This is a genomic window from Ardenticatenales bacterium (genome assembly GCA_020634515.1).
Taxonomy (GTDB): Bacteria; Chloroflexota; Anaerolineae; order Promineifilales; family Promineifilaceae; genus JAGVTM01.
The window spans coordinates 448,012-469,612 of sequence record JACKBL010000005.1 but is presented as its reverse complement, the minus strand read 5'-3'; the positions used below and the strand labels follow the sequence as shown (position 1 = coordinate 469,612).

The 21,601-nt window shown below is 57.9% G+C and carries 14 protein-coding genes; 7 read left to right on the top strand and 7 right to left on the bottom strand.

Going from position 1 to position 21,601, the window contains the following annotated elements:
- Window positions 1–481: 481 nt before the first annotated feature.
- The 3 genes from H6650_15920 to H6650_15910 are packed head-to-tail and all read right to left on the bottom strand — an operon-like array spanning window position 482 to window position 2,041.
- Window positions 482–832, bottom strand: coding sequence for a hypothetical protein (locus tag H6650_15920; GenBank protein MCB8953495.1), 351 nt, complete (start codon window positions 830–832; stop codon window positions 482–484).
- Window positions 829–1,668, bottom strand: a complete 840-nt coding sequence (locus H6650_15915) for a hypothetical protein (protein ID MCB8953494.1) — start codon at window positions 1,666–1,668, stop codon at window positions 829–831. Before H6650_15915 ends, H6650_15920 begins: the two co-directional genes overlap by 4 nt.
- A gap of 31 nt (window positions 1,669–1,699) precedes the next feature.
- Window positions 1,700–2,041 carry a helix-turn-helix domain-containing protein gene (locus H6650_15910; protein ID MCB8953493.1) on the bottom strand — a complete coding sequence of 114 codons (342 nt, stop codon included), beginning with the start codon at window positions 2,039–2,041 and terminating at the stop codon, window positions 1,700–1,702.
- Between the two features lie 135 nt (window positions 2,042–2,176).
- Here H6650_15910 and H6650_15905 point away from each other — a divergent pair, with 135 nt between their 5' ends.
- A complete protein-coding gene (locus H6650_15905) occupies window positions 2,177–2,356 on the top strand; it encodes a hypothetical protein (protein ID MCB8953492.1) in 180 nt (59 codons plus the stop codon).
- A 2-nt stretch (window positions 2,357–2,358) separates the two neighbouring features.
- Here H6650_15905 and H6650_15900 read toward each other — a convergent pair whose 3' ends face one another.
- Window positions 2,359–3,243: a hypothetical protein gene (locus H6650_15900; protein ID MCB8953491.1), complete on the bottom strand. Its 885-nt coding sequence runs from the start codon at window positions 3,241–3,243 to the stop codon at window positions 2,359–2,361.
- Window positions 3,244–3,576: 333 nt separating this feature from the next.
- Here H6650_15900 and H6650_15895 point away from each other — a divergent pair, with 333 nt between their 5' ends.
- Window positions 3,577–3,936 (top strand): DUF952 domain-containing protein, encoded by a 360-nt coding sequence (locus H6650_15895; protein ID MCB8953490.1) that lies wholly within the window; start codon window positions 3,577–3,579, stop codon window positions 3,934–3,936.
- The gene (locus H6650_15890; protein MCB8953489.1) at window positions 3,891–4,634 is read left to right on the top strand and encodes a Type 1 glutamine amidotransferase-like domain-containing protein; all 744 of its coding nucleotides are present in this window, start codon (window positions 3,891–3,893) and stop codon (window positions 4,632–4,634) included. The genes H6650_15895 and H6650_15890 overlap by 46 nt, the downstream gene beginning before the upstream one ends.
- A 6-nt stretch (window positions 4,635–4,640) precedes the next feature.
- On the opposite strand, the gene H6650_15885 is transcribed toward H6650_15890, so the two are convergent.
- Window positions 4,641–7,007 carry an Hsp70 family protein gene (locus H6650_15885; GenBank protein ID MCB8953488.1) on the bottom strand — a complete coding sequence of 789 codons (2,367 nt, stop codon included), beginning with the start codon at window positions 7,005–7,007 and terminating at the stop codon, window positions 4,641–4,643.
- 20 nt (window positions 7,008–7,027) lie between these two features.
- A complete protein-coding gene (locus H6650_15880; protein MCB8953487.1) occupies window positions 7,028–7,309 on the bottom strand; it encodes a hypothetical protein in 282 nt (93 codons plus the stop codon).
- A gap of 371 nt (window positions 7,310–7,680) precedes the next feature.
- On the opposite strand from H6650_15880, the gene H6650_15875 reads away from it, so the two are divergent.
- Window positions 7,681–13,815 (top strand): protein kinase, encoded by a 6,135-nt coding sequence (locus H6650_15875; GenBank protein ID MCB8953486.1) that lies wholly within the window; start codon window positions 7,681–7,683, stop codon window positions 13,813–13,815.
- A gap of 151 nt (window positions 13,816–13,966) precedes the next feature.
- Here the strand turns inward: H6650_15875 and H6650_15870 are convergent, their stop codons facing one another.
- Window positions 13,967–16,420, bottom strand: a complete 2,454-nt coding sequence (locus tag H6650_15870; protein ID MCB8953485.1) for a tetratricopeptide repeat protein — start codon at window positions 16,418–16,420, stop codon at window positions 13,967–13,969.
- A gap of 213 nt (window positions 16,421–16,633) precedes the next feature.
- On the opposite strand from H6650_15870, the gene H6650_15865 reads away from it, so the two are divergent.
- From H6650_15865 to H6650_15855, 3 genes are all read left to right on the top strand, one after another.
- Window positions 16,634–19,072 carry an FG-GAP repeat protein gene (locus H6650_15865; protein MCB8953484.1) on the top strand — a complete coding sequence of 813 codons (2,439 nt, stop codon included), beginning with the start codon at window positions 16,634–16,636 and terminating at the stop codon, window positions 19,070–19,072.
- Window positions 19,073–19,394: 322 nt separating this feature from the next.
- The gene (locus tag H6650_15860) at window positions 19,395–20,477 is read left to right on the top strand and encodes a branched-chain amino acid aminotransferase (protein ID MCB8953483.1); all 1,083 of its coding nucleotides are present in this window, start codon (window positions 19,395–19,397) and stop codon (window positions 20,475–20,477) included.
- Window positions 20,478–20,555: 78 nt separating this feature from the next.
- Window positions 20,556–21,224 carry a phosphoribosylanthranilate isomerase gene (locus H6650_15855; protein MCB8953482.1) on the top strand — a complete coding sequence of 223 codons (669 nt, stop codon included), beginning with the start codon at window positions 20,556–20,558 and terminating at the stop codon, window positions 21,222–21,224.
- Window positions 21,225–21,601 lie beyond the last annotated feature (377 nt).

The following is a 21,601-nucleotide window of genomic DNA, read 5'->3' as shown; positions in this document are numbered from 1 at the left end:
ATATGTAAGGTATTACTCTTGGGCCGGCATGGGCAGCCAATTCTCGCGCAGCCCATGACTTATCATTGTCAGGTAGAACCTTATTGTATCCGGGCAACCTCCGCATATACAAAACGATCGCTCCTACCAATGAGGCTATTTCATCATCAGAAAGGTCTTGTAAACTTTGTTCAATTTCAGGGGTGATAGGTTGGATTCTTTGGTGCCCCCTGCGACGCGAAACAACGTTAATCAGGTTAAGGACAGATGGAGGAATAGATTCCGGCGATTCAATCATGGTTGGTTCCCACTTCTAATAAAGAGCCTCGTTCAATAACTTCATGAGTTACCGTCAAAAAGGTCGTTGATTTATTCTACGGGTTGCCGGTTAGGGCAGCCTGGGTATAATCTCGCCCATGTGGTCGCCGTGGCACGCGGCCCCAACAACAATCGGTATCTGTACATTAACAAAAGAATACCCCTCTTTTCCCCTCCTACCCCTCTAACGTTTCACAAATGGCAAATAGCTTGCTGAGAAGTGGACATGCGCCGGTAAATCGCCAGGCAACCTTTGCGGGGCTGTCAAGTCGCGCATCTCGTTGGCATCGGCGTCAATGAGTATATGCCTGGGCGCAGCGTTCAAAGTCAATGGCAAGGATTGTAAATGCAGTTCCGTTTTGCCTTCGGCTGTTTCCAGTATGATCCTGGGATCGATTGCCAAAGCAGGTAAATTCCCAGTGGTCGGCATTGTGCTAACGCTATCCGCATCCTGAACCACAATTCCTGTTGGGTTGGCTATAGCAACCGTAACGAGCGCAAAGGCCAGGAGTGCTATCCATTGCCGCTGTTTCATGGGTTCTCCTGATACACCAACGCCAGTCCCCCAACGGCGTAGGCGGAAAATGTTGCGCCAACAGCCTCTACCGTGATTGTGTGAAAGACATTTGGAGCCATCTGCGCGGCAGAATAATAGCCAAAGCTATTAGCTGGGGCTGGATCGCCATATCCAACCTCTTGACGGGCGATTTGTTGCCCATCTAAGTGCAGCGAGCCGCTTGTGTACCAACTCAAGAACGTTCCAAGCAGCCAACTGTACTCGTAGTAGGTGTACGATTGTGGCAGGTTTATCTGATATGGATTGCTCCCGTTGCCATCCGTGTCCGCACTTTCCATGATGACCATTAAGTGCGTGGCATCGGGATAGCGAAAGTCATAATAGTCAATCGTCGGCGCGACAGTCTGAAGGGCATCCGCAACCGTTTCAATGGCAATTTGCAACTTCGTGGCAATATCTTCGCCTGGAGTGTAGTTTTTCCAATCCAGGGCTTTACTGGCTGGCTCTGTATTCAGGTAATAGGCAACAACCCAGCCGCTTTGATGCACATAAATGTGAGGAGCATCGAGAACGCCGTATTGGGGAATGTCTAACGAGCCAATCAGATAATCGGCGGTCTCATATTCGATGGTGTGAAATAGTCCGCGAATGTAGAAGAACTCAATTTGGATGGGTAATTGAGCATAGGCCGTAATGCCGGCTTCATTTTCCAGAAACGATTGCTCTGTAGACGCCAAAGCCGTCGGCGGACGCAAGAGCGTTGTTATTGGTTTCTGACTGGACGGATGGATCAGGAACCAGAACACAATAAGCAACAAGACACCCAAACCTGCATGGGCTTTCTTCAACATCATAAATTCCCCCTTCCTGAGTATGGTTTCCCCTCTAGCCTTTCTCCTGCGCCCGCTGATAGCGTAGTCTGGCATATGCTAATAACTCGTCTCTATCAGTAGCGTCTAGTTTTCTGGCAATCTCCAAAAGTTCCTGAATAAGCGGATCGCGTTCCGGGGGCGCGGGCGGCAACAGCCCAGCCAGCCGGAAAACCTTCTCCGGTGGTTCCTTGAGAGCCTGAGCCATCCTATAGCAAAACTCCCACGTGGGCGATTGTTGCCCAGTTAGAACCAAAGAGATCGTGGAGCGTGAAACACCCGCACGACGCCCAAGCTCATTGTTTGACCATGAGCGGCGTTCTGTTTGTGCGTTTAGCCACTTCACGAAATCATCCATTTGCTTACTGTACCAAGTGAATCGTTTAATAATATAGACATTTCATCAAATTGCATTGACAATCGTAATACTATTGGGTTATTATGATGTTCGCAATGCCTGATTGTTTGTCCAGTCAAATTGACGGAGAAGATTATGAGCCAAGTACAGCGAAAAACCCTTTCACTGTTCCCGCGTGAATGGGAGATCGTGAGGCAGGTTCAGGAGCTATACAACCTGAAGTGTAGCCAGGCCGTCCGCGTCATCATAAATGAATATGCGGATACCCACGGCCTGACTATCCCCGAAGAAGTGACAGCCGGCAACTCTGGGTAGGATTACAAATTAGCGTGGAGTAGTTCGGGTCGAATAGCGAAGCAAAAAAGCAGTTCGCGCACGGACCAAACCTCCTCCGTCAAGCCAGCCGCCATGGCTGGTGTTCCTTCCAAAGTCGCATGGACACGACAGAAATTGTACACACACCCCGTCCAGAACATCGCCGCCTCCAAATGGAGCCGATGACGGGATGGCATGCGGGAACGACGGGTCAGCGCCGGTATCCAGGTACGGAAGGTCGCATTCAGTCGTTCGATGTAGGCGGTGTTGAAAACGCCCAGTTGTGTTTGCGACCAGCAAAGAATCTCCTGGGCCGCCACCCAATGACCCAAACAAAGGCGGCGTTCGATGGATACCAGGCGGCGACCGACTTTGTGTTTGACCACTTGCACCAAATGGACTTGCGGCCACAGGCGCAGCGGGGGGTGTCCCGGTTTGCCGGTGTAGTGGGGACGACGGAAGATGCGGCGCACCGCTTTGACCCAGGCACTGAAGCCATCCGTCACCCAAAGAATGGGGGTGTCCGGTTTGGCCGCGTCCCGTACCCGTGCCACCACCCGCTCTATCAGGGAGGTACTCCGCTCCACACTCACCTCGCCCCAGAGAAACAGACGCGAGAAAACGCACATCGCCGTCGCCATCCAGGCAGCGCCATGCTGCGTTTTCAGGTACAGTTTATCCCCTTGCACCTGTCCCAATTCCAGCCTGCCCGCGCACACCCGCTCCGCCTGGACTTGCCGCGCATGTTGACCTGCTTTCATCTGCCATGCCTGCACCGTGCGCTCGTCCAGGCCAAAGGCAAAGACAATAGCCGGTAGGGGACAACCGCCTGCCAGCAGCGTCACCACCAGCACAAAAACCCAGGTGGGATAGTGGCGACCATACAGCGGCGTGCCGCGTGTCTCCGTAAAGGTACACTCACAAGTGGCGCAGCGAAAACGACGCTCTTTTTGCGAATGAATCCAGATGCGTTTTTCTTCGCCGCAATGAGGACAAGTCATCAGGGCTGGATTCAAAGCGGGTTCTGTCATAAACTTGAGTTCCATGAGAGCCTTCCTAAGCGAGCGGGTACGTTTTTTTGCTCAATACAAGAATTGTACCGCGCTTAGCGAGGCTCTCAATCATTTATCCACGCTATTCTGTGGTGTTACCCCTGCCTGCGGGGTGGGCGGCTTTTTTATTTGCGCGGCGCGGCTGGCGACGCGCGCTGGTGAATGCTTATGGGTTTGATTTATCACATTACGGAAGCGGCGCGGTGGGATGCGGCGCGGCGGCAGGGGGTGTATTGGCCTGCCGCGTTCGGCAGCGACGGGTTTATTCATTGCTCCACGGCGGCGCAGGTGGTGGGCGTGGCGAACAATCTGTATCGTGGGCAGGCGGGGTTGGTGCTGCTGGTGATTGACGCGGCGCGGGTGGATGCCCCCGTCGTGTATGAGGATTTGTATGGCGCTGGCGTGGATTTTCCACACATCTATGGACCACTGCCGGCATCTACAGTCCTGACAGCACTCCCTTTTACGCCGAACGAGGATGGATGTTTCACGCTGCCGGCATTTACGCCGACGCAGGAGGAAGAATAAGCATGTTGGCGCTGGTGGGCAGTGGCGAGTATTTGCCGGCGATGGAGGCAGTGGACCGGGCGCTGCTGGCGCGGCTGGATGGACCGGCGCGCGTGGTTTGCCTGCCCACGGCGGCGGGCACGGAGGGGGCGGAGCGGATCAACTATTGGTCGGCGTTGGGCGTAGAGCATTTCACACGCCTGGGGGCGGCGACGGAAGCCGTGGCGGTGGTTGATCGGGCCAGCGCGCATGACGCGGCGCTGGCGGAGCGGATTCGGCAGGCCAACTTCGTCTACCTGTCCGGAGGCAAGCCGGATTACTTGTACCAGACGCTGGCGGGCAGCCCGGCCTGGGCGGCAATCGAAACGGTGCTGGCCGAGGGAGGCGTGGTGGCCGGGTGCAGCGCGGGGGCGATGATTATGGGGGAGAAGTTTTTCGGCTTTCCCGGTTGGAAGAGCGGGTTTGGGTTCTTGCGCGGGGCGACGATTGTGCCTCATTTTGAAGAAATACCGGAAGCGATGCTGCAACCGATCCGCCTGCTGGCAGGGCGGAAGCTGGCGCTGGTGGGGATTGAGGGGAATACGTGCCTGGTGCAGGATGGGGCGCGGTACGAGGTTTTGGGGAGCGGGGGGGTGACGGTGTGGCAGGGGCGGCGGAAGGTCAGGTATGGGGTGGGGGCGCTGGATGCCGGCATTCTCCCTCCCCACCACGAATCTTGACCCCTCTTATCCCCAACGCACCAACCCTACCCCTACTTCCCCCGGACGTAGTTGCGCCAGGCGATAACTGCGCGTGGAATCTGCCAGCGGCAGCGTCGCGGCGGTCACGCGCACCAGGCGCTCCGTGGTCAGCAGCCAGGCTTCCTCTGATGCCGACAGGCGCACCAATCCACGTACTTCTTTGCGCGAGATGATGCTCTTGCCACGGGTTTTGAGGCGGGTAGATGCCGGCACACTCTCCCCCACCAACCGCCGCCCATACCCCTCCGCCGTCGCCAGCAACACCTTCTCATCCCCGCGCACACATACAGCACCCACCAACAACTCCTCCGGCAAACGATTAAACACCAGTCCCCCCACATTCGGCAGCAGCGGCAGCGGCAACCGCGTCGCCCGCCCCGTATCCGTCACCACCAACAAATCCTCATCCCGCCCCGCCCCCATCACAAACGTAGGCAGGCCCGCCGGCGGATCATCAAACTGCAACGGCACAGGCCCCTCAATACTCCCCGCCAGCACACTCATCTCATACCCCCGCGCCACGCCCAGCGAAGTCACAATCAACAGCAGCGGCGACTCCTTCATGCGCCCCCAATCCGCCACCCCGCAAACCGTCTCATCCTTCACAAAATAGTACAGATCACGCATGGTCAGGTCCAGCGCCTGCAAATCCAACAACTGCCGCGCCGTCGTTAACAAAAAGCGATACCGGTTCGTCACCGCCAACAGCGGCGCATCCAGCGGCAGCAAACTGGCAGCCCGTGGTGGCAGCCAGGCCTTCCAACCAATCTGCGCCAGCGGCACGGACGCCTCTGGCGGCGACCAGGGAAAAGCCTGCACCAGCCCTTCGCCGCCCAACAGCACCAGTGCCTGTTCCGTCCCCGAATCAGCGACGCCCGCCCCCAGTTCTTGCGCCTGTAGACGGCGCTGTAGCAGGCGCACATTTACTTCCGGCACGCGCGACTCCGCCGCATCCGTACCCACCGCGCCCACATCCGCCGACGTGTAGGCGCGCAGGTCAATCTCCCCCTGCTCCAGATGATGGGCCACGATGCCCAGGCCCGCCGTCACGCTGCTGAAGGTGTCAATGTGACGCAGCTTGTCCGCACCCAACTTCCGCCCCAGCATCCGCTGAAAAACGGGGATCTCCGCCGACCCACCCGTGCGTATTACGGCATCAATCTGTTCCGGTCGCAGCCCAGAAGCCGCAATCGTGCTGTCCAGATGTTGTTCAATCGCCAGAATTTCGCGGCGAATGATTTCCTCGAAATCGCTGCGCGTGACCAGTTCAAATACGTTGAAGTCGTCCCCTTGCAGGCGGATCATGGCTCCGATCTTTTCCGAGAGCGTGCGCTTGGTCTTTTCCACTTCGTCAAACATACGCAGACCATAGTTGCCATTGACCAGACTCAATAACGCCTGGATTTCGCCGGGATTGCGCGAGGTTTGCAGAATCGTTTCGATAATCTGGCGATTTTCGGGACGTTGCAGCACGATCATCTCCTGCCAGTCGGAAAAAACATCATAAATCCAGGCGGGCACGGGCATGGGCTTGTGGCGCGGACCGTAGAGGCTGCGCTCGCCAAAGTGGCGCGGCAGCCGCGCGCGGGAGAGCCGCTGGTCAAACACATCGCCGGCGATGGGGATACCGCCTGTTGCCAACACGCGCGGTTTTTCGCTGCCGCCCAGGCGCATCACGGTGATGTCCAGTGTGCCGCCGCCAAAGTCGAACACAAGGGCGGTCTGCGGGGCATCCAACTGCGCAGCGTAACTGTAGGCGGCGGCGACAGGCTCATATTGCAGGTAGACCCGGTCGTAGCCGGCGCGAAAAGCAGCGGTCAGCAGCCGATCCTGCGCCAGGGCATCCTGCTGCGGTTCCAGAGAGAAGTGAACGGGCCGCCCCAATACAACCTGGCGCAAAGGCCGCCCCAGCAGCTTCTCCGCGCGCAAGCGGGTAACATATAGATACAGGGAGATGAGGTCTTCCAGCGTGTAAAAGTGGGGACCAACAATGGTTCCGGTGTAGTGGATGTCGCGTAGCCCTGTTTTCATGGAGAGAAACAACCGTCCGGGGGAGAGGACGTCCATCCAGATGTATAAATCATCCACGTAGTACATGTCGCCGCCGCGTACTTCGATCTCGCCCACCCACACACGCTGCAATTTACTGGCACGCCCCATGTTGCGCTCGAAATACTCGTTTATGGCGGCGCGCCCAGTCGTTATTTGCTGTTCGTTGGTGATATAGAGGGCGGTGCGGGCAACGCGGGGGTTGTTGTTGACCGGGTCAAGTGGTAAAACATGTACGGCCTGGCCGTCAAAGACAGCCATGCCAGAATTGGTCGTGCCAAAATCCATGCCGATGATGTCCATAACGTCTCCTTCGAAAACACCTATGTTCGTAAAACACCTTTAGGACTGGCGATGAAATAAGATGGGCATTGCATCGCCAGTTTGAAGAAGCGGTGAGGAAATGACTTCGTCATCTTATTCAATTGCCGCTCCTTAAGGTTCGGTAATGTGTTCATAGTGGGGCAAGGTTGGTTGAGCATGTCGAAACCAACGGCCTTCGACTGCAATTGGTCCAATCTCCAGAGCGCGTTAGTCGTCACGGAAAAACACGGAAAATGCGGATAAAATGAAGAATCCGCGCGATCCTGATTATCTTCTTCCATAGCGCGCCTCGTTTATGGGGGACTCCTTTATGCGTGCTGGATTATCCAACTGTTCGTTTTTGACTCAGGCTTTTTCAGTATTTACGCAATCCTATTGCGTGCCGAAAAAGCCTCGAGCCAATCCAAAAAATCACGCCTCTTCTGGATCATTATTTTTCTGGATTGGCCTTGGGCGGTGAGTGGGACGGATCGTTAAGTCTACTTCGGGGGGCGCGTTTCGTCAAAAAGAAACGGGAGGCGGCGATCATTTTCGACATATCCCGGTTCGTTGGGGTGGGCAGGAATGACAAATGCCACCTGACAGGTGAGAAAAATGAGCTTATAGTATAATGAGACACAGGGCTCTTGTTTATGAACTGCTGGCGCGTTTTATGGCTGACTTGACAGGCTTTACGGTTGGTGGATACGAGATCCGGGAGCGGGTTGGCGCGGGAGGGTTTGGCGAGGTCTATCGCGCTTTTCAACCGGGCGTGTGGCGCGATGTGGCTGTCAAGGTAATCTTGCCGGCATTTGCCAATAACCCTGAATTCATCCGCCGCTTTGAAATAGAAGCGCAGATGATCGCCCGCCTCGAACACCCCCACATCGTCCCCCTCTACGACTACTGGCGCGAACCAGGCCACGCCTATCTCGTCATGCGCTGGTTATCCGGCGGCAACCTGCACGAAAAACTACGTCAAGAAGGCCCCTGGTCGCTGTCCAAAACGGCCCTGCTGCTGCGGCAAGTCTGTTCGGCGCTGGCCTTCGCCCACCGCCAAAACGTCATCCATCGGGACCTGAAACCGGGCAACATCCTGCTGGACGAAGACGGAAACGCCTATCTGTCCGACTTCGGCATCGCCAAACTGTTCGACACCGCCACGCCGGCGACGCGCGAAGGCATCATCGGGACGCTTTATTATTCCTCTCCGGAACAGATCAGAAATGAGCCGGTTACACCCCAGAGCGACATCTACAACCTGGGAATTGTGCTTTACGAAATGCTCGTGGGTGTCCACCCGTTCCTCAACACGCCAGAAGCAGGACTGGTATTAAAACAGTTGAACACGCCCTTGCCGGCAATATGCCGGCAACGTCCGGAACTGCCCACCGCGATAGACGAGATTGTGTCGCAGGCTACGGCCAAGAACCCGGTAGCTCGTTTTGCCAATACCGACGCCTTTCTGACGGCCTTCTACCAGGCGGTCGACCGGGCACTGGCCAACGAGCAGTCGGCGACGACTGGTTCAACCCGGTTTCCGGTCATCGACGTCCAGGAAAAGGCGATCCTGACGCCGCCAGAACCGCAAAACCCTTATAAAGGATTGCGCCCGTTTCAAGAAGCGGATACGGTTGATTTCTTTGGCCGCGAGGCATTGGTGCAGCGTCTGCTGACACGTCTACAAACAGGGAAAATGCCGGCACACTCCTCCCCCGCAAAGCCTGTTCAACCCGTTGCCGCACCGCTGCCTCTTCCCTCCGCACCTGGTATCCTATCACCATCAACCCTACCACAACGATTTCTGGCACTTGTCGGCCCAAGTGGCAGCGGCAAATCCAGCGTCATCCGCGCCGGTCTCATTCCCCGCCTACGCCAGGGTATGGTGCCCGGTTCACAGAACTGGTTTATCGCCGTCATCTCCCCCGGCCCCTATCCCTGGGAAGAGTTAGAGGCCGCGCTGCTTCGCCTGTCGGTCAATCCCCCACCCAGCCTTATCGAACAACTACAGCAAGATGAACGCGGCTTGCTGCGGGCCATCAAACGGGTGCTACCACCGGACGAGGGGGAACTGCTGCTGGTCATTGACCAGTTTGAAGAGCTGTTCATACTACCCAAGACCACGGAATCACCGACCCGTTTCTTGAACAGCCTGCGGCTGGCCCTGGAAGAACCAAACAGTCGTCTGCGCCTGGTGATCACGTTGCGTGCAGACTTCTATGATCGCCCCCTCCTTGACCCCGGATTTGGCGAATTGATGCGTCAGGGTACAGAAATTATCCTGCCCATGAGCGCGGAGGAATTGCAGCGCGCCATTTGCGGCCCGGCCGAGCGTGTGGGATTGACCCTGGAGCCGACATTGGTCACCACGATCATCGCCGACGTCAGGGAGCAGCGCGGCACGTTGCCGTTGCTGCAATATGCACTCACGGAGCTGTTCGAACACCGTCAGGATCACCTGTTGACCAGCGCGGCCTATCAAACCATTGGCGGCGTCGCTGGCGCATTGACCCGGCGCGCGGATGAACTGTACGATGGCCTGGGCAAAGACGCGCAAACGGTGACCCGCCAATTGTTCTTGCGCCTGATCACTCTCGGTGAAGGTATCGAAGACACCCGCCGGCGCGTGCCACGCGCTGAACTCCTGGAGCTAGAAGGTGATCCACTAATCACGGAAGCCGTGATTGAGCTTTTTGGCCGGCATCGACTGCTCTCATTCGACCGGGACCCGGCAACCCGGGCGCCCATTATGGAAATAGCACACGAAGCGCTGATCAAGCAGTGGCAACAGGTGCGGCAGTGGCTTGATGACAGCCGGGAAGATGTGCGCCGGCAGCGGATGCTGGAAGCAGCGGCACTGGAGTGGGAGCGCGCCGACAAAGATGCCGACTTCTTGCTGCGAGGCGCGCGCCTGTCCCACTTTCAAGACTGGGTACAATCGTCTGACCTGGTGTTGACACACAGTGAAATGGATTTTCTACAGGCCAGCCTGGCGGCGCAGGCGGCGCGGGAAGCGGTCGAGAGTGCCCGCCGCGCCCGCGAATCGGCGTTAAAAAGACGTTCGCGCCATGTTTTGTGGGTACTCGTTATCGTCATGTTTATCACAACATTGGGCGCTCTCTTGCTGGCCTCTTATGCCGGCATCCAACAAAGACAAGCGGAGCGCAGCGCGGCCGTGGCCCAAAGTTTCGCCCTGGCCGCCAACTCACAAGCCCTGCTACTAGAAGACCGAACCGATCTCGCCCTCACCCTGGCGCTAGAAGCCAATCGTCTGGATGACCCACCCGTTGAATCACAACTGGCCCTGTCTGAGGCCGCTTATACACGTGGCGGAACACGGCTGGTGATGGAAGGGCACATTCCTGTCCCCGCCATGACGACACAGCAGTACGCCCGCACTTCTTTTTCCGGCGTCCAAAGCGTGGCTATCAGCCCGGATAGTCGCTTGGCGCTGTCCGGCGCGGATGATCACACGCTCCGGCTCTGGGACCTGAGTACAGGCAAGGAGCTAAGGCAGTTCGGAGAAGTCAATGGAACCGACAGCGCCAAAGGGCACACCGATGTGGTCCAGAGCGTCGCTTTCAGCCCGGATGGCTCCCTGGCGCTTTCCGGTTCCCGAGACGCCACGCTCATTCTCTGGGACCTGAGCAGTGGGGAAATCGTGCGGCATTTCGGTCAGTCCGGTGATGGGCATAGCGGGGCCATCTGGAGCGTGGCATACCACCCAAACGGCCACACCATTTTGTCCGGCTCCGAAGACGGCAGCATGATTCTTTGGGACGTGGCAACGGGAACAGCCGTGCGCCGTTTCCTTCGTCACACCGGGGCGATCCATGGCATCGCCTTCAGCCCGGACGGTCAGACGATTCTGTCTGGGTCGCAAGACCTGCGCCTGATCTGGTGGGATACGGAAACCGGCAAAGCATTGCGCATCATTGCCGGGTATGAAGGCGCAATCCAGAGCGTGGCCTTCAGCCCGGACGGCCGATCTGCCCTGACGGGAGCCTCTTTACCTCATTTCGATCTATGGTTGTGGGATTTGCAGACAGGCCAACGGCGACAGGAATTTCGCGGGCATACGTCAGATATATGGAGTGTGTCCTTTAGCCCGGATGGTCGCACCATTCTGTCCAGTTCCGCGGATAACACGGTCCGGTTATGGGACGTAGAAACCAGTACGGAGATCGAACGCCTCAGCGGTCACACGCAAGCAGTACTGGCCGTTGCCTTTAGCCCGGATGGCCGACTGGCCTTGACCGGCTCCGTAGACAACACACTACGCCTGTGGCAACTCCGCAGCGGGGCGGAACTCATTCGTTTGACAGGGGACGACGCCTATGTTCCTGACCTGACCGGTTATAGCGTCGCCCGCTTCACGCCCGATGGGCAATCGATTCTTTCCGGTCATTACGACGGCACCGTCCGTTTGTGGCATCTCGACAATCCCGGCGCTCCCGTTTACCTGGGGAACGGGGTACCGCATCAAGGTCCAGTTTGGGGGGTAGCCGTCAGTCCGGATGGTCGCTTTGGTCTATCCGCGTCTTCGGATAAGACGGTTATTTTGTGGGACCTGGCTAACGGTCAGGCGATACATCGACTGGAGGGACACGCCGCGCCCGTGATCAGCGTAACCTTTAGCCCCGATGGACGAACGGCTCTTTCCGGCGGTGCCGATGAGGTAGTCATTGTATGGGATCTGGACACGGGCCAACTGTTGCGACGGTTCGGTTCGCAGCGAGGTTTCGTGCGCAGCGTGAATTTCACCCCGGATGGCCGCCAGGCGCTTACGTCGGCCAACCTCACGATGCTGCTATGGGATGTGGCAACGGGAGACATACAGCAGCAATTTTCAGGACATGCGGCAGAAATCATCGGGGCAAGAATCAGTCCCGATGGGAAGACAGCGCTATCCGGCAGTAGAGATGGCTCTGTTCGCTGGTGGGATTTAGGGACCGGGAGGGAGTTGAAGCACCTCCAACAACCTGGACAGGTGGCCGGCGTTAGTTTCAGCCCCGACGGTCGTTATGCTATTGTCAGTATGAATACAAGCACGGTCTTCATTTGGGACTTGATAAGCGGCGCCAAAATACGCCAATTTGCCGCGTACGGGATTAACGCCGGGGAAATTGATGTCCGCTCAGATGGGCAAATGGCTTTGTCCAGCGCCTGGGGTGAAGGGCTGATCGTGTGGCGATTGGATTATACCTGGGATGATTTGCTGCAATGGGTTTATGCCAATCGTTATATCGTGCAACTAAGCTGCCCCGATCGAGATATTTATCACGTCGCGCCTGCATGTGGCGCGGATTCGGTAGCGCCATCCCTGGCGCCGATGATAACGACGATGCCACAGACACCCGTGGCGCGCGCGCTCGCGGTCACGAGTGTGGCCGCGGAACCACCGGCCGGGCCGCCGCCGACGCCTACGATGACACCGGCGTATGCCGGCATCCTCACGCCAAACACCGACCATCGCGGCCAACTCCCACCCGGCGGCGGCCAAAACTGGGCCTATCAAGGAGAAGTAGACGAACAAATAAAAATCAGCGCTATCGCGGACCATCCTGTGAACGACTTCGTCGCTCAGAACCAACAGCCAGATAGCAGCCTGCTGGACACGCGGCTGCGAGTCTACGCCCCTGACGGCACGCTGCTGGCGGAAAATGATGACAGGCTTAACGGTACGATCAGCGATTCACTGTTGGATAACGTCCTCCTGCCGGCAACGGGCCAGTACACGATTGAAGTCCGCGGCTACCGAGACCAATCCGAAGGGGAATACACCTTGCGCCTGGAACCGGCTATGCCCCTGGATTGCCTTTCCCTTCCCATTGGTGGCATCTGGGGCCTGGCGATCACGCCGGATGGCAAGTATGCGCTGGCCGGTTCCGGCGTCGCCAACATGGACGATCCTTCAACGACAATAAACGATATCCTCGTTTGGGACTTGACGACGCGCGGTGAGGTAATGCGATTTAGCGGGCATGTGGAACGGGTACACACCATGGCGATTTCGCCCGATGGCAATTACGTTCTCTCCGCCGCCTTTTATGAGAAGAGGCCAATCTTGTGGTCTCGCGCCGACGGCACGGTCATCGCTTACCTGGGAATAGATGGGACGGAGCCTACGGGCTATATCACTCAGTTAGCCATCAGCCCGGATGGTCGGGTGGCGGCGGCGGCGTTTATTGACGGGTTGCTTCTTGTCTGGGATTTATCGCTGGAGCATTTTGGGCAGGTGCGCCAGAGCTTGAAACATGATAATCGCATCGAAAGCGTGACCTTCAGCGCCGATAGTCATAGCCTCTTTTGGGGTGACACGGAAGGGGAGGTGGTCATGTGGGCCTGGGAAACAAACGAGATCGTCCGTCACTTTGCCATCGAGGAAAACGGCGGGACCGGCTGGATAGAAAGTCTGGCCGTCAGTCTAGATGGACGCTATCTGCTCTCCACATCCTCATTCCGTGAGGGTGACGGGGATGGCCAGCTTGTCCTGTGGGACGTGGCTTCGGGCCAGGCAACGCTGCAAATGACTGTTCATGCCTCCAGCGTGAACAGTGTTGCCATCAGCCCGGACGGACGGTACGCGGCTTCTGGCTCCGGAAATCTGAGCGTGTCGCCCGGCGAGAGTCTGGTGAGCCTGTGGGACCTGCAAACAGGGGAGGAACTGGCTCGCATTGACGCACACACAAACACAATCACCAATGTCTTGTTTGGCCCCGATGGACATTCCTTGTTTTCGTCTTCTTGGGACGGCAAGCTGTGTACCTGGGACATGGACCTGCTTCTGGCCGGACAACGGCCATAAGGGCGCAGCCGTTAACACGATAGGAATGGACGGATGCGCTGAAAGGGTTCTTACTTACCGCATAATCCCAAGGCAATTTTACGCGAACCCTAAGGGCGCATCCGCCAACAGGTTTGGATAGGCCGCGCCGCTGGCGGCGACATCGGACTCATTACAGGGCGCCCCGATGCCCGTCGTCTGAATTCCCCGACAGCAGCGCGTTTAGCTCAACCCGCAGCGCTGCCGTCTCCGGATGGTCAGGTCCCAAAGCCATATCTTGAACAACCAGGGCGCGCTCCAGGTATGTCCGGGCCTGGGCCGTGTCCCCCGCTGCCTGAGCCACCCGGCCTAACTGGCTCAGGATGACGGCAATATGCGGATGCGCCGGCCCCAGTTTGAGTTCAAAGATCGACAGGGCTTCCTGCAGCATGGGCGCGGCGTCCGCCAGGTTCCCCATATCCTGAAACAAGACCCCTAAATTGACGAGACTGGTCGCCGTTCGCGGAAAGTCCGTATCGAACAGGCGTTCACGGATCGCCTGGGCCTGCCGTGCATAGAAGCGAGCCGCCGACAAATCCCCCTTCGCCTGATACAACGCGCCAAGCTGTCCATAACTAATGGCCGTTTGCGCATGATCCGCTCCCAGATGTTGTTTGTACAGGGCGAGGGCGCGTTCCAGGCATGGTTGCGCCCGCGGCAGTTTGCCGGCAGCCAACAACACGTTCCCCAACACGCTCAGACTCTCGGCTATCTCCAGGAAATCCGGTTCCGCCACCTGTTCGCGTATCAATAACGCCTGTTCCAGGCAATTTTGCGCTTCGTCTGGTTTGTTCATGTCGCCAAACAGGGCGCCCAGGCAGTGAAGCGCACTGGCGGTATCAGGATGCGCGCCCCCCAAGACGCGGCGTCGAATAACCAGCGCCTGCTCAAAATAGGATTGGGCCTCGGCGTATTTCCCACTTAGTTGTAGATACACCGCCAAAGCGTGACACAAGTCCGCCGCTCGCGCGTCCTGGCGCGACAAAGCAATCCCGGTCAAATGGTACAGATGAATATCCCACATGCGTAGTGGTCCCGGATTGCGCCTTTTGTTGAGGCGCTGCGCTTCCCGCAAAACGGCTGCTTCGACATCACTTCGCGCCGTAGCGTCAGGGATCGCCGCGGAATCGGAGACCAGCATGTTGACAAAGGCGGCTAACAGCCGATGCAGGTGGACATAGGTTCTATCGCCGCTTTCCTGGATGAGTCCCAGCGCCAGGAGGCGAGACAAGGCGTCTGCGACAAGCAGTGGGTTGGCGGCTGATGGGTTCCGTCCCGCTTGGGTCAGCGCGGCCCGCAACAAATGGCTGGGAATCGGTTCATTGGGGGCAAAGCAGGCAGCGCGCGCTAATAAAGATTGAGCCAGGGCATCAACATCGTCGTTCGGGTCGAGTCGATTGGTGCTAATTGAGAGGGTGAGGCCTACGTGGGTTTCGTGCCCGGTGGGTGAATAGCCGGCCCCCCATCCCTGTAACGAGGGATGTTTCAGGAAATATTCCCGCAGGGCGCGTAATTGCTCCAGGTAAGCAAGCGGCGTTAAGTCGAACTGGTATCGGTCGAGAAAATTGCCGGCAAGATGCAGCGCCAACGGCAGGTCCCCCAGTTCGGCGGCGATTTCGGCGGCTTCCGTCAGGTCCATATCGGCACAAAACCGGCGCAGCAGGCTGACGCTCTCGTGGCGCGGGAACACCTCTAACGGCAACGCGACGACATCAAGCGCCAGGTCCCAGCGCGCGCGCCGACTGGTGATCAAGACCCGGCATCCCCCGTGCGCCGGTCGCCAGCGGGCAAGCAATGCCTCCTCTTCACAATTATCGAAGATGAGCAGGCGCGGGGATGGCTCACGCCATGCCCGTTGCACCAGGTCCACCTGTCTGTCTACGGGCAAATCATCAAAGTCAGGGGACAAATTGAGGCCATGTAGACCACCGCAAATGGCAACTTGTGCCGGCACGGCGGCCGCGTCGGCAAATGAAAGCCAGAAGATGCCGCCGGGGAAGTAGCGACCATACCGGTGCGCGAACTCAACCGCCAGTTGCGTTTTGCCGATGCCGCCCAGGCCGGTTAGGGCGACGGTTCGATGATGTTTCAGGGTTTGAGCCAGGTCACGCAGCGCATCGGTACGTCCGACAAACAGGGGATTGGGAGTCAGTAGCAGGCGTGAGCCGGTTGGCAAAGGGGCATGAGGGGGGATGGAAAGTGCCGGCATTTCCCGCAAATCCCATTCCACCACGGCAGGCTGCGCCGGCGCAAGCAGTTCCTCATCCGGCCAGTATCCTAGTAGTTCCGCTTCCGCCTCTGTTTGCGCCTGTTCACGCAACGCCTCCAGGGAACAATGTTCCGCCGCCAGCAGCAAAGCATCCGCCTCCCCCCGCGATAGGCGCAGCACCACCGCCAGGCGAACAATATCCCAGCAGTTACGGGGGCGTTTGACATAACCGCTGGCCCAGCGATAAAGCGTTTCCCGGGGAATTCTCTGATAACGGCCAAACTGCTCGCCTATCTGCTGGGAAAGTTGGCTCGCATTACGTCCATCGCGGGTCATAAACCGATTAAGTACATCGGCAAAATCCGCCTTGTCTTGCATATCGCGTTCCCCTTCTCCAAAGATACGCCACTACTGTGACATTGTAACACGACTCCGACACAGAAACGACGCCGGCGGCGACCGACATTTCCTCCGGCCACGCCTACCATGAAGGCAGATGAAGACAACTGCGCAATACCCTCGGCGGGGAATCGCGCAGCCAGATTCTTAGACACCTTGTCAGATGAGCGTGGCTCAATATCGGAGGATGAAATGAACGCCTACTGGAAGAAAACAATCAAAGTTCTGATCATGGCCGCGGCTATCTTCATGACACACTTACTCGTCGCCTATGCGTATGATGACGTACAAATCGGTTCCGAATCGGTAAAGTATGTAGACCCGGAGATTGATAGTGATGCCAACATGATCACGTTTCGCGATGCCTGGCTCACGGGCAATGCCTGGGCCGGATGGCTTGATCCGGCAACCGGCGACCTGGTTTCCGAAACGGGACAGGATTTCTGGCTCGCCGGACAACTCTCGCCTATCAACGAACTGCAAGACAATGGTCCGGAGTGGTTGCGCCACAACGGGGCGCTTATGGTCATCTATACCCGTCAGGAAGGCATGGTGGAGCGGATGTATTTGTGGTCCACGGTGACCGGGCAATCACAACCGGTTATGCCGGGCACCGACTACATTTCCCGCACCCACTTCGACGGCTCGAACAGCGCGGACGGTTCCGGGAAACTGCTGTATCGCCGGCGCTCGCTGCTGTTTGGCTCCTGGGAAGTGTACTGGCTCGATCTGAGCAATCCGACACAGGAACATCGCCTGCCAGACGTGGAACTGGACGTTTCGCTGCCGACCTGGATCGAGAATGATACCATCCTGTACAGTCGCCATCACGGTGATGCCATTCAGCTAGTCCAATACGACACGGCAACCCTGTCCGAGACGGTTCTCACCAGCGACAGCGGCGATAAACTGGGCGCTTATGCCTGGAATGCGCCGGAAGCAGGTGGGGATCTGCTCTACATGGCAGCCGTCAAGATGGAGGGAGACACGTACGCCTCGGAGATTCGCGTTTACCAGATGGTGGCCGGGGCAACAGAACCCATCACATTCGTCACCTTCGCGCCGCCGCCGGAAGCCGGCTCGCACGTGAACATCGCCTCACCGGAACCGTTTGTTTACGATGGCGCTTCCTACATCTCACTGGCGCTGTTCAACGACGCAAAGGATGAAGGGTCGATCTGGGTTTTCGCCTTGCCAACCGAACGAGGCGGTCAGCCTCCGGCACCACAACGCCTGGATGATCCCAATCTGGCGGTGCTGAAACTGGACCCGGAGTGGTATGTAACCCCTGACGGCGCATACGTCTACTATTACTACAATGTTTCCGGCTGGCCCAGCCGCGTCATCCTGCATCGGTGTGCTTTCTACCCGACCGGCGCCGCGTCGCAAGGGGAAGGAAGCGGTTATCCGACGCATCAGGAAGACGAAGAAGTGACGGCGATTCTCCGGGAGAACCGGACCGCCGCTGAGTCCACCCTGAGCGCCCCCCAAACGCAGGAAACCAAACTGATGGGCAACGATGCCGGCATTGGAGACTTGTATGGCTGGTCCGTCGCGCTGGATGGCGATGTCGCCGTCGTCGGCGCGGTCTATGACGATAACAATAATGACATGTCCGGCGCGGCTTACGTGTTCCGCCGCTATGGGCAAACCTGGGTTGAAGAAGCAAAACTGACAGGCAGTGACGTCGTCTTCGAGGATCATCAGGCGCGCATGGTGGCGGTGAATGGGGATGTGATTCTCGTGCCGGCAACCTACGACAATGACAATGGTTACCACGCCGGCGCAGTCTACGTCTTCCGCTGGGACGGCGCGAATTGGAACGAAGAGGCCAAATTAGTCGCCAGTGATGGCGCGGCGGAAGATTACTTCGGTTACGGCGTCGCGGTCCACGGGGATTTGATTCTCGTAGGCGCCAAGGGAGACGATGATAACGGGGTTGACGCCGGGTCGGCCTACATCTTCCGTTGGGATGGCGCGAACTGGAACGAAGAAGCTAAATTGCTGGCCAGCGATGGCGGCGCGGGTGACTACTTCAGTTTTTCCGTGGCCGTGCAAGACAATGTGGCCTTGCTCAGCGCGGTTTATGATGACGATCAGGGAACGGACTCCGGCTCAGCGTATGTTTTCCGTTGGAACGGTCTGGCCTGGGACGAAGAGGCAAAGCTGATGGCTGAAGACGGAACAGCCCATGACCAGTTTGGCTGGTCGGTTTCCCTCAGCAACGGGGTTGCCCTCATTGGCGCGGATGGTGTGGCGAATCAGTCAGGCGCGGCCTATATTTTTCGCTGGGATGGCGCAGACTGGAACGCCGAGGCGAAAGTGACAGCGGAGCCGTTGTCCGCCAACGATCAGTTTGGAAAGTCGGTGTCGCTGGATGGAGATGTGGCCCTGGTCGGCGCGTACGGCACGAATTCCTGGACCGGCGCGGCCTACCGGTTCCGTTTGAACGGCCTGCAATGGGTTGAGGAAGCCGTACTGACGGCCAGCGACGGCAAATACTTGAAGCAATTCGGCCGTTGGGTGGCGCTGAATGGTGAGACGGCTCTGGTTGGCTCACCCGGTCTTCTCAGGAGCATGGGCGCGGCTTACGTCTACACCGAAGGTGCTGCCGCGCAGGACGCACGATAGCATCTGATAGGGGTCTCTCCGGCAATCGCCCGGTAGCAGCCCGCGGTCCACCACTGTGGAGACGATGAGGGTCTTGACCAGGGCAGGTATTCATCCCACCCGGTCAAGACCTTTGTCGTCTTGGGGTCTTCACGGGTCAAACAGAAACGACCTCCTACAGAACGTCCATGAGCTGAGGGTATATCGGCGGGCAAGGCGCTTTTCGGTGGCTGGATATTGGGTTACAATGTTGCTTCGGTGCGGTGTGTGTGTCTGCTGCCTGATTACACGTGACGAGATCTTAACATCCACCCTTCCCCTATTTTGCCATGGAGGTTTGTTTATGGAAATCGACATTAAGACGCTGGAGGAGGCGGACCTTAAGCCCGTTCCTACCAGCAATTTTGGCTTTTGCACGAAGTTTTCGGACCGTATGTTTATGCAGCATTATGATGCCGGCATTGGCTGGCACGATGCCACCATTTGCCCTTATCAATCATTCAGCCTGGAACCCTCCTCCGCGGTTCTCCATTACGGCCAATCTATCTTTGAAGGATTCAAGGCCTATCGTCGGCCTGATGGCGACATCAACCTGTTTCGTCCGTGGGAGAACATGCGTCGGTTTAATCAGTCCGCGGTACGCATGGCAATGCCGGCAGTAGACGAAGAAGAACACCTCACCGCCGTCGTCAAACTCATCGAACTGGACCACAATTGGGTCCCCGACACCCCCGGGTCCAGCCTTTACGTCCGCCCCGTCATGATCGGCACGGAAACGGCCCTCGGCGTCCACGCCAGCAGCCGCTACCTGCACTACGTCATCCTTTCTCCCTCCGGCGCTTACTTCAAAGAAGGCTTCAACCCCATCCCCGTTTACATCTCCGACAAATACCGCCGCGCCGTGGTAGGAGGGACTGGGGAAGCGAAAACTGCCGGCAATTACGCCGCCAGCCTCTACGTCAGCGAAGAAGCCCGCAAAAAGGGGTACTCCCAGGTCCTCTGGCTCGACGCCATCCACGGGCGCTACGTCGAAGAAGTCGGCGCCATGAACATCGCCTTTGTCTACGAAGGCAAACGCATCGTCACCCCCGCCCTCACCGGCAGCATCCTCCCCGGCGTCACCCGCGACTCAGTCCTCACGTTGGCCCCTACACTGGGCTACGAAACCAGCGAGGCGCGTATTGATGTTTACGAGATGCTCGCCGACATCGAATCAGGCAAAATCACAGAAGTGTTCGGCTGTGGCACCGCCGCCGTCATCGCTCCCGTCGGCAAATTTGGTTACTTAGACAAAGAGTACATCATCAATGGCCACAAACCCGGCCCCGTAACCACCCATCTCTACCAGGCGCTCACGGACATTCAGTATGGGCGCAGCAAAGATCCATTTGGCTGGACAATGAAAATCCATGCCAACGCGCACTGAGCAAGCCCCGGATTGGTTCAATCTTCCTGATTGAACCAATCTGGCCCCCCCTCATCATCCCATGTGGGAGAATCCATTGTGACCCGTGTGAAAATTTGTGGCATCACCAACCTGGAAGACGCCCAGGTTGCCGCCGCCGCCGGAGCCGATTATCTCGGCTTTATCCTCTGGCCCGGCAGCAAACGGGCGATCACACCCGCCGCCGCCGCCATCATTTGTGACACGTTATGCCGGCAGCAGCCACGTCCGCTACTGGTTGGCGTCTTCGTCAACGTCAGCGGCGCGGAAATGGCCGCGCACATGGATGCCTGCGGCTTTGATCTGGCGCAGTTGCACGGCGAAGAAGTGCCCGCCCTCATCGGCGATCCCGCCTCGCCCCTCTACGGCCGCGCCTACAAAGGGCTGCGCCCTACCTCCCTGGCGGAAGCGGAAGCCGAGGCGGAATGGTATCAGCCCCCACAGCGCCACCCGGACCACCCCGCGCTGCTCATTGACACGTTTCACCCCAACTTACGCGGCGGCACGGGGCAAACGACGGACTGGCAAATGGCCGCGCACCTGGCCGCGCAGATTCCCGGCCTGATGCTGGCTGGCGGCCTCACGCCGGACAACGTAGCCCAGGCAGTGCGGCAAGTGCGCCCGTTTGCCGTTGATGTGGCCAGCGGCGTGGAGTCCGCGCCCGGACGCAAAGACCACAAAGCAATCCACCGCTTCGTCACCGCCGTGCGGTCTATTTCCTTTCCGTAGTCCGATTTTCCAAATCGGACACTACCAAAAATGAGCCAACTGGATTTCAGACCTTTTTATCGCAAAACCTTACCCCATATCCAGTTACCCGGAGCAACCTTATTCGTAACGTACCGGCTGGCAGGTTCCATATTATGCACTCGCTCAAAGGATTTACGGCCAATTCCGCAAACCGCGCTCTTGGGCGAAGCGGACCGTTTTGGCAACATGAGAGCTATGACCGTGTCGTGCGGAATGAAGAAGAGTTGACCCGGATTCGGAACTATGTCCTGAGCAATCCGGTCAAGGCAGGTTTGGTGGAAGCGGCAGGGGATTGGCCTTGGTCTTATGCTCGTTGGCTGGATTACGTGTGATTAGGATAATCGCACTACCAGGGT

Excerpts from the sequence above, each read along its gene's own strand:
- H6650_15920 (MCB8953495.1), bottom strand. The coding sequence starts at position 832 with ATGAAACAGCGGCAATGGATAGCACTCCTGGCCTTTGCGCTCGTTACG.
- H6650_15915 (MCB8953494.1), bottom strand. The coding sequence starts at position 1,668 with ATGATGTTGAAGAAAGCCCATGCAGGTTTGGGTGTCTTGTTGCTTATT.
- H6650_15910 (MCB8953493.1), bottom strand. The coding sequence starts at position 2,041 with ATGGATGATTTCGTGAAGTGGCTAAACGCACAAACAGAACGCCGCTCA.
- H6650_15905 (MCB8953492.1), top strand. The coding sequence starts at position 2,177 with ATGAGCCAAGTACAGCGAAAAACCCTTTCACTGTTCCCGCGTGAATGG.
- H6650_15895 (MCB8953490.1), top strand. The coding sequence starts at position 3,577 with ATGGGTTTGATTTATCACATTACGGAAGCGGCGCGGTGGGATGCGGCG.
- H6650_15890 (MCB8953489.1), top strand. The coding sequence starts at position 3,891 with ATGTTTCACGCTGCCGGCATTTACGCCGACGCAGGAGGAAGAATAAGC.
- H6650_15885 (MCB8953488.1), bottom strand. The coding sequence starts at position 7,007 with ATGGACATCATCGGCATGGATTTTGGCACGACCAATTCTGGCATGGCT.
- H6650_15880 (MCB8953487.1), bottom strand. The coding sequence starts at position 7,309 with ATGGAAGAAGATAATCAGGATCGCGCGGATTCTTCATTTTATCCGCAT.
- H6650_15875 (MCB8953486.1), top strand. The coding sequence starts at position 7,681 with ATGGCTGACTTGACAGGCTTTACGGTTGGTGGATACGAGATCCGGGAG.
- H6650_15870 (MCB8953485.1), bottom strand. The coding sequence starts at position 16,420 with ATGCAAGACAAGGCGGATTTTGCCGATGTACTTAATCGGTTTATGACC.
- H6650_15865 (MCB8953484.1), top strand. The coding sequence starts at position 16,634 with ATGAACGCCTACTGGAAGAAAACAATCAAAGTTCTGATCATGGCCGCG.
- H6650_15860 (MCB8953483.1), top strand. The coding sequence starts at position 19,395 with ATGGAAATCGACATTAAGACGCTGGAGGAGGCGGACCTTAAGCCCGTT.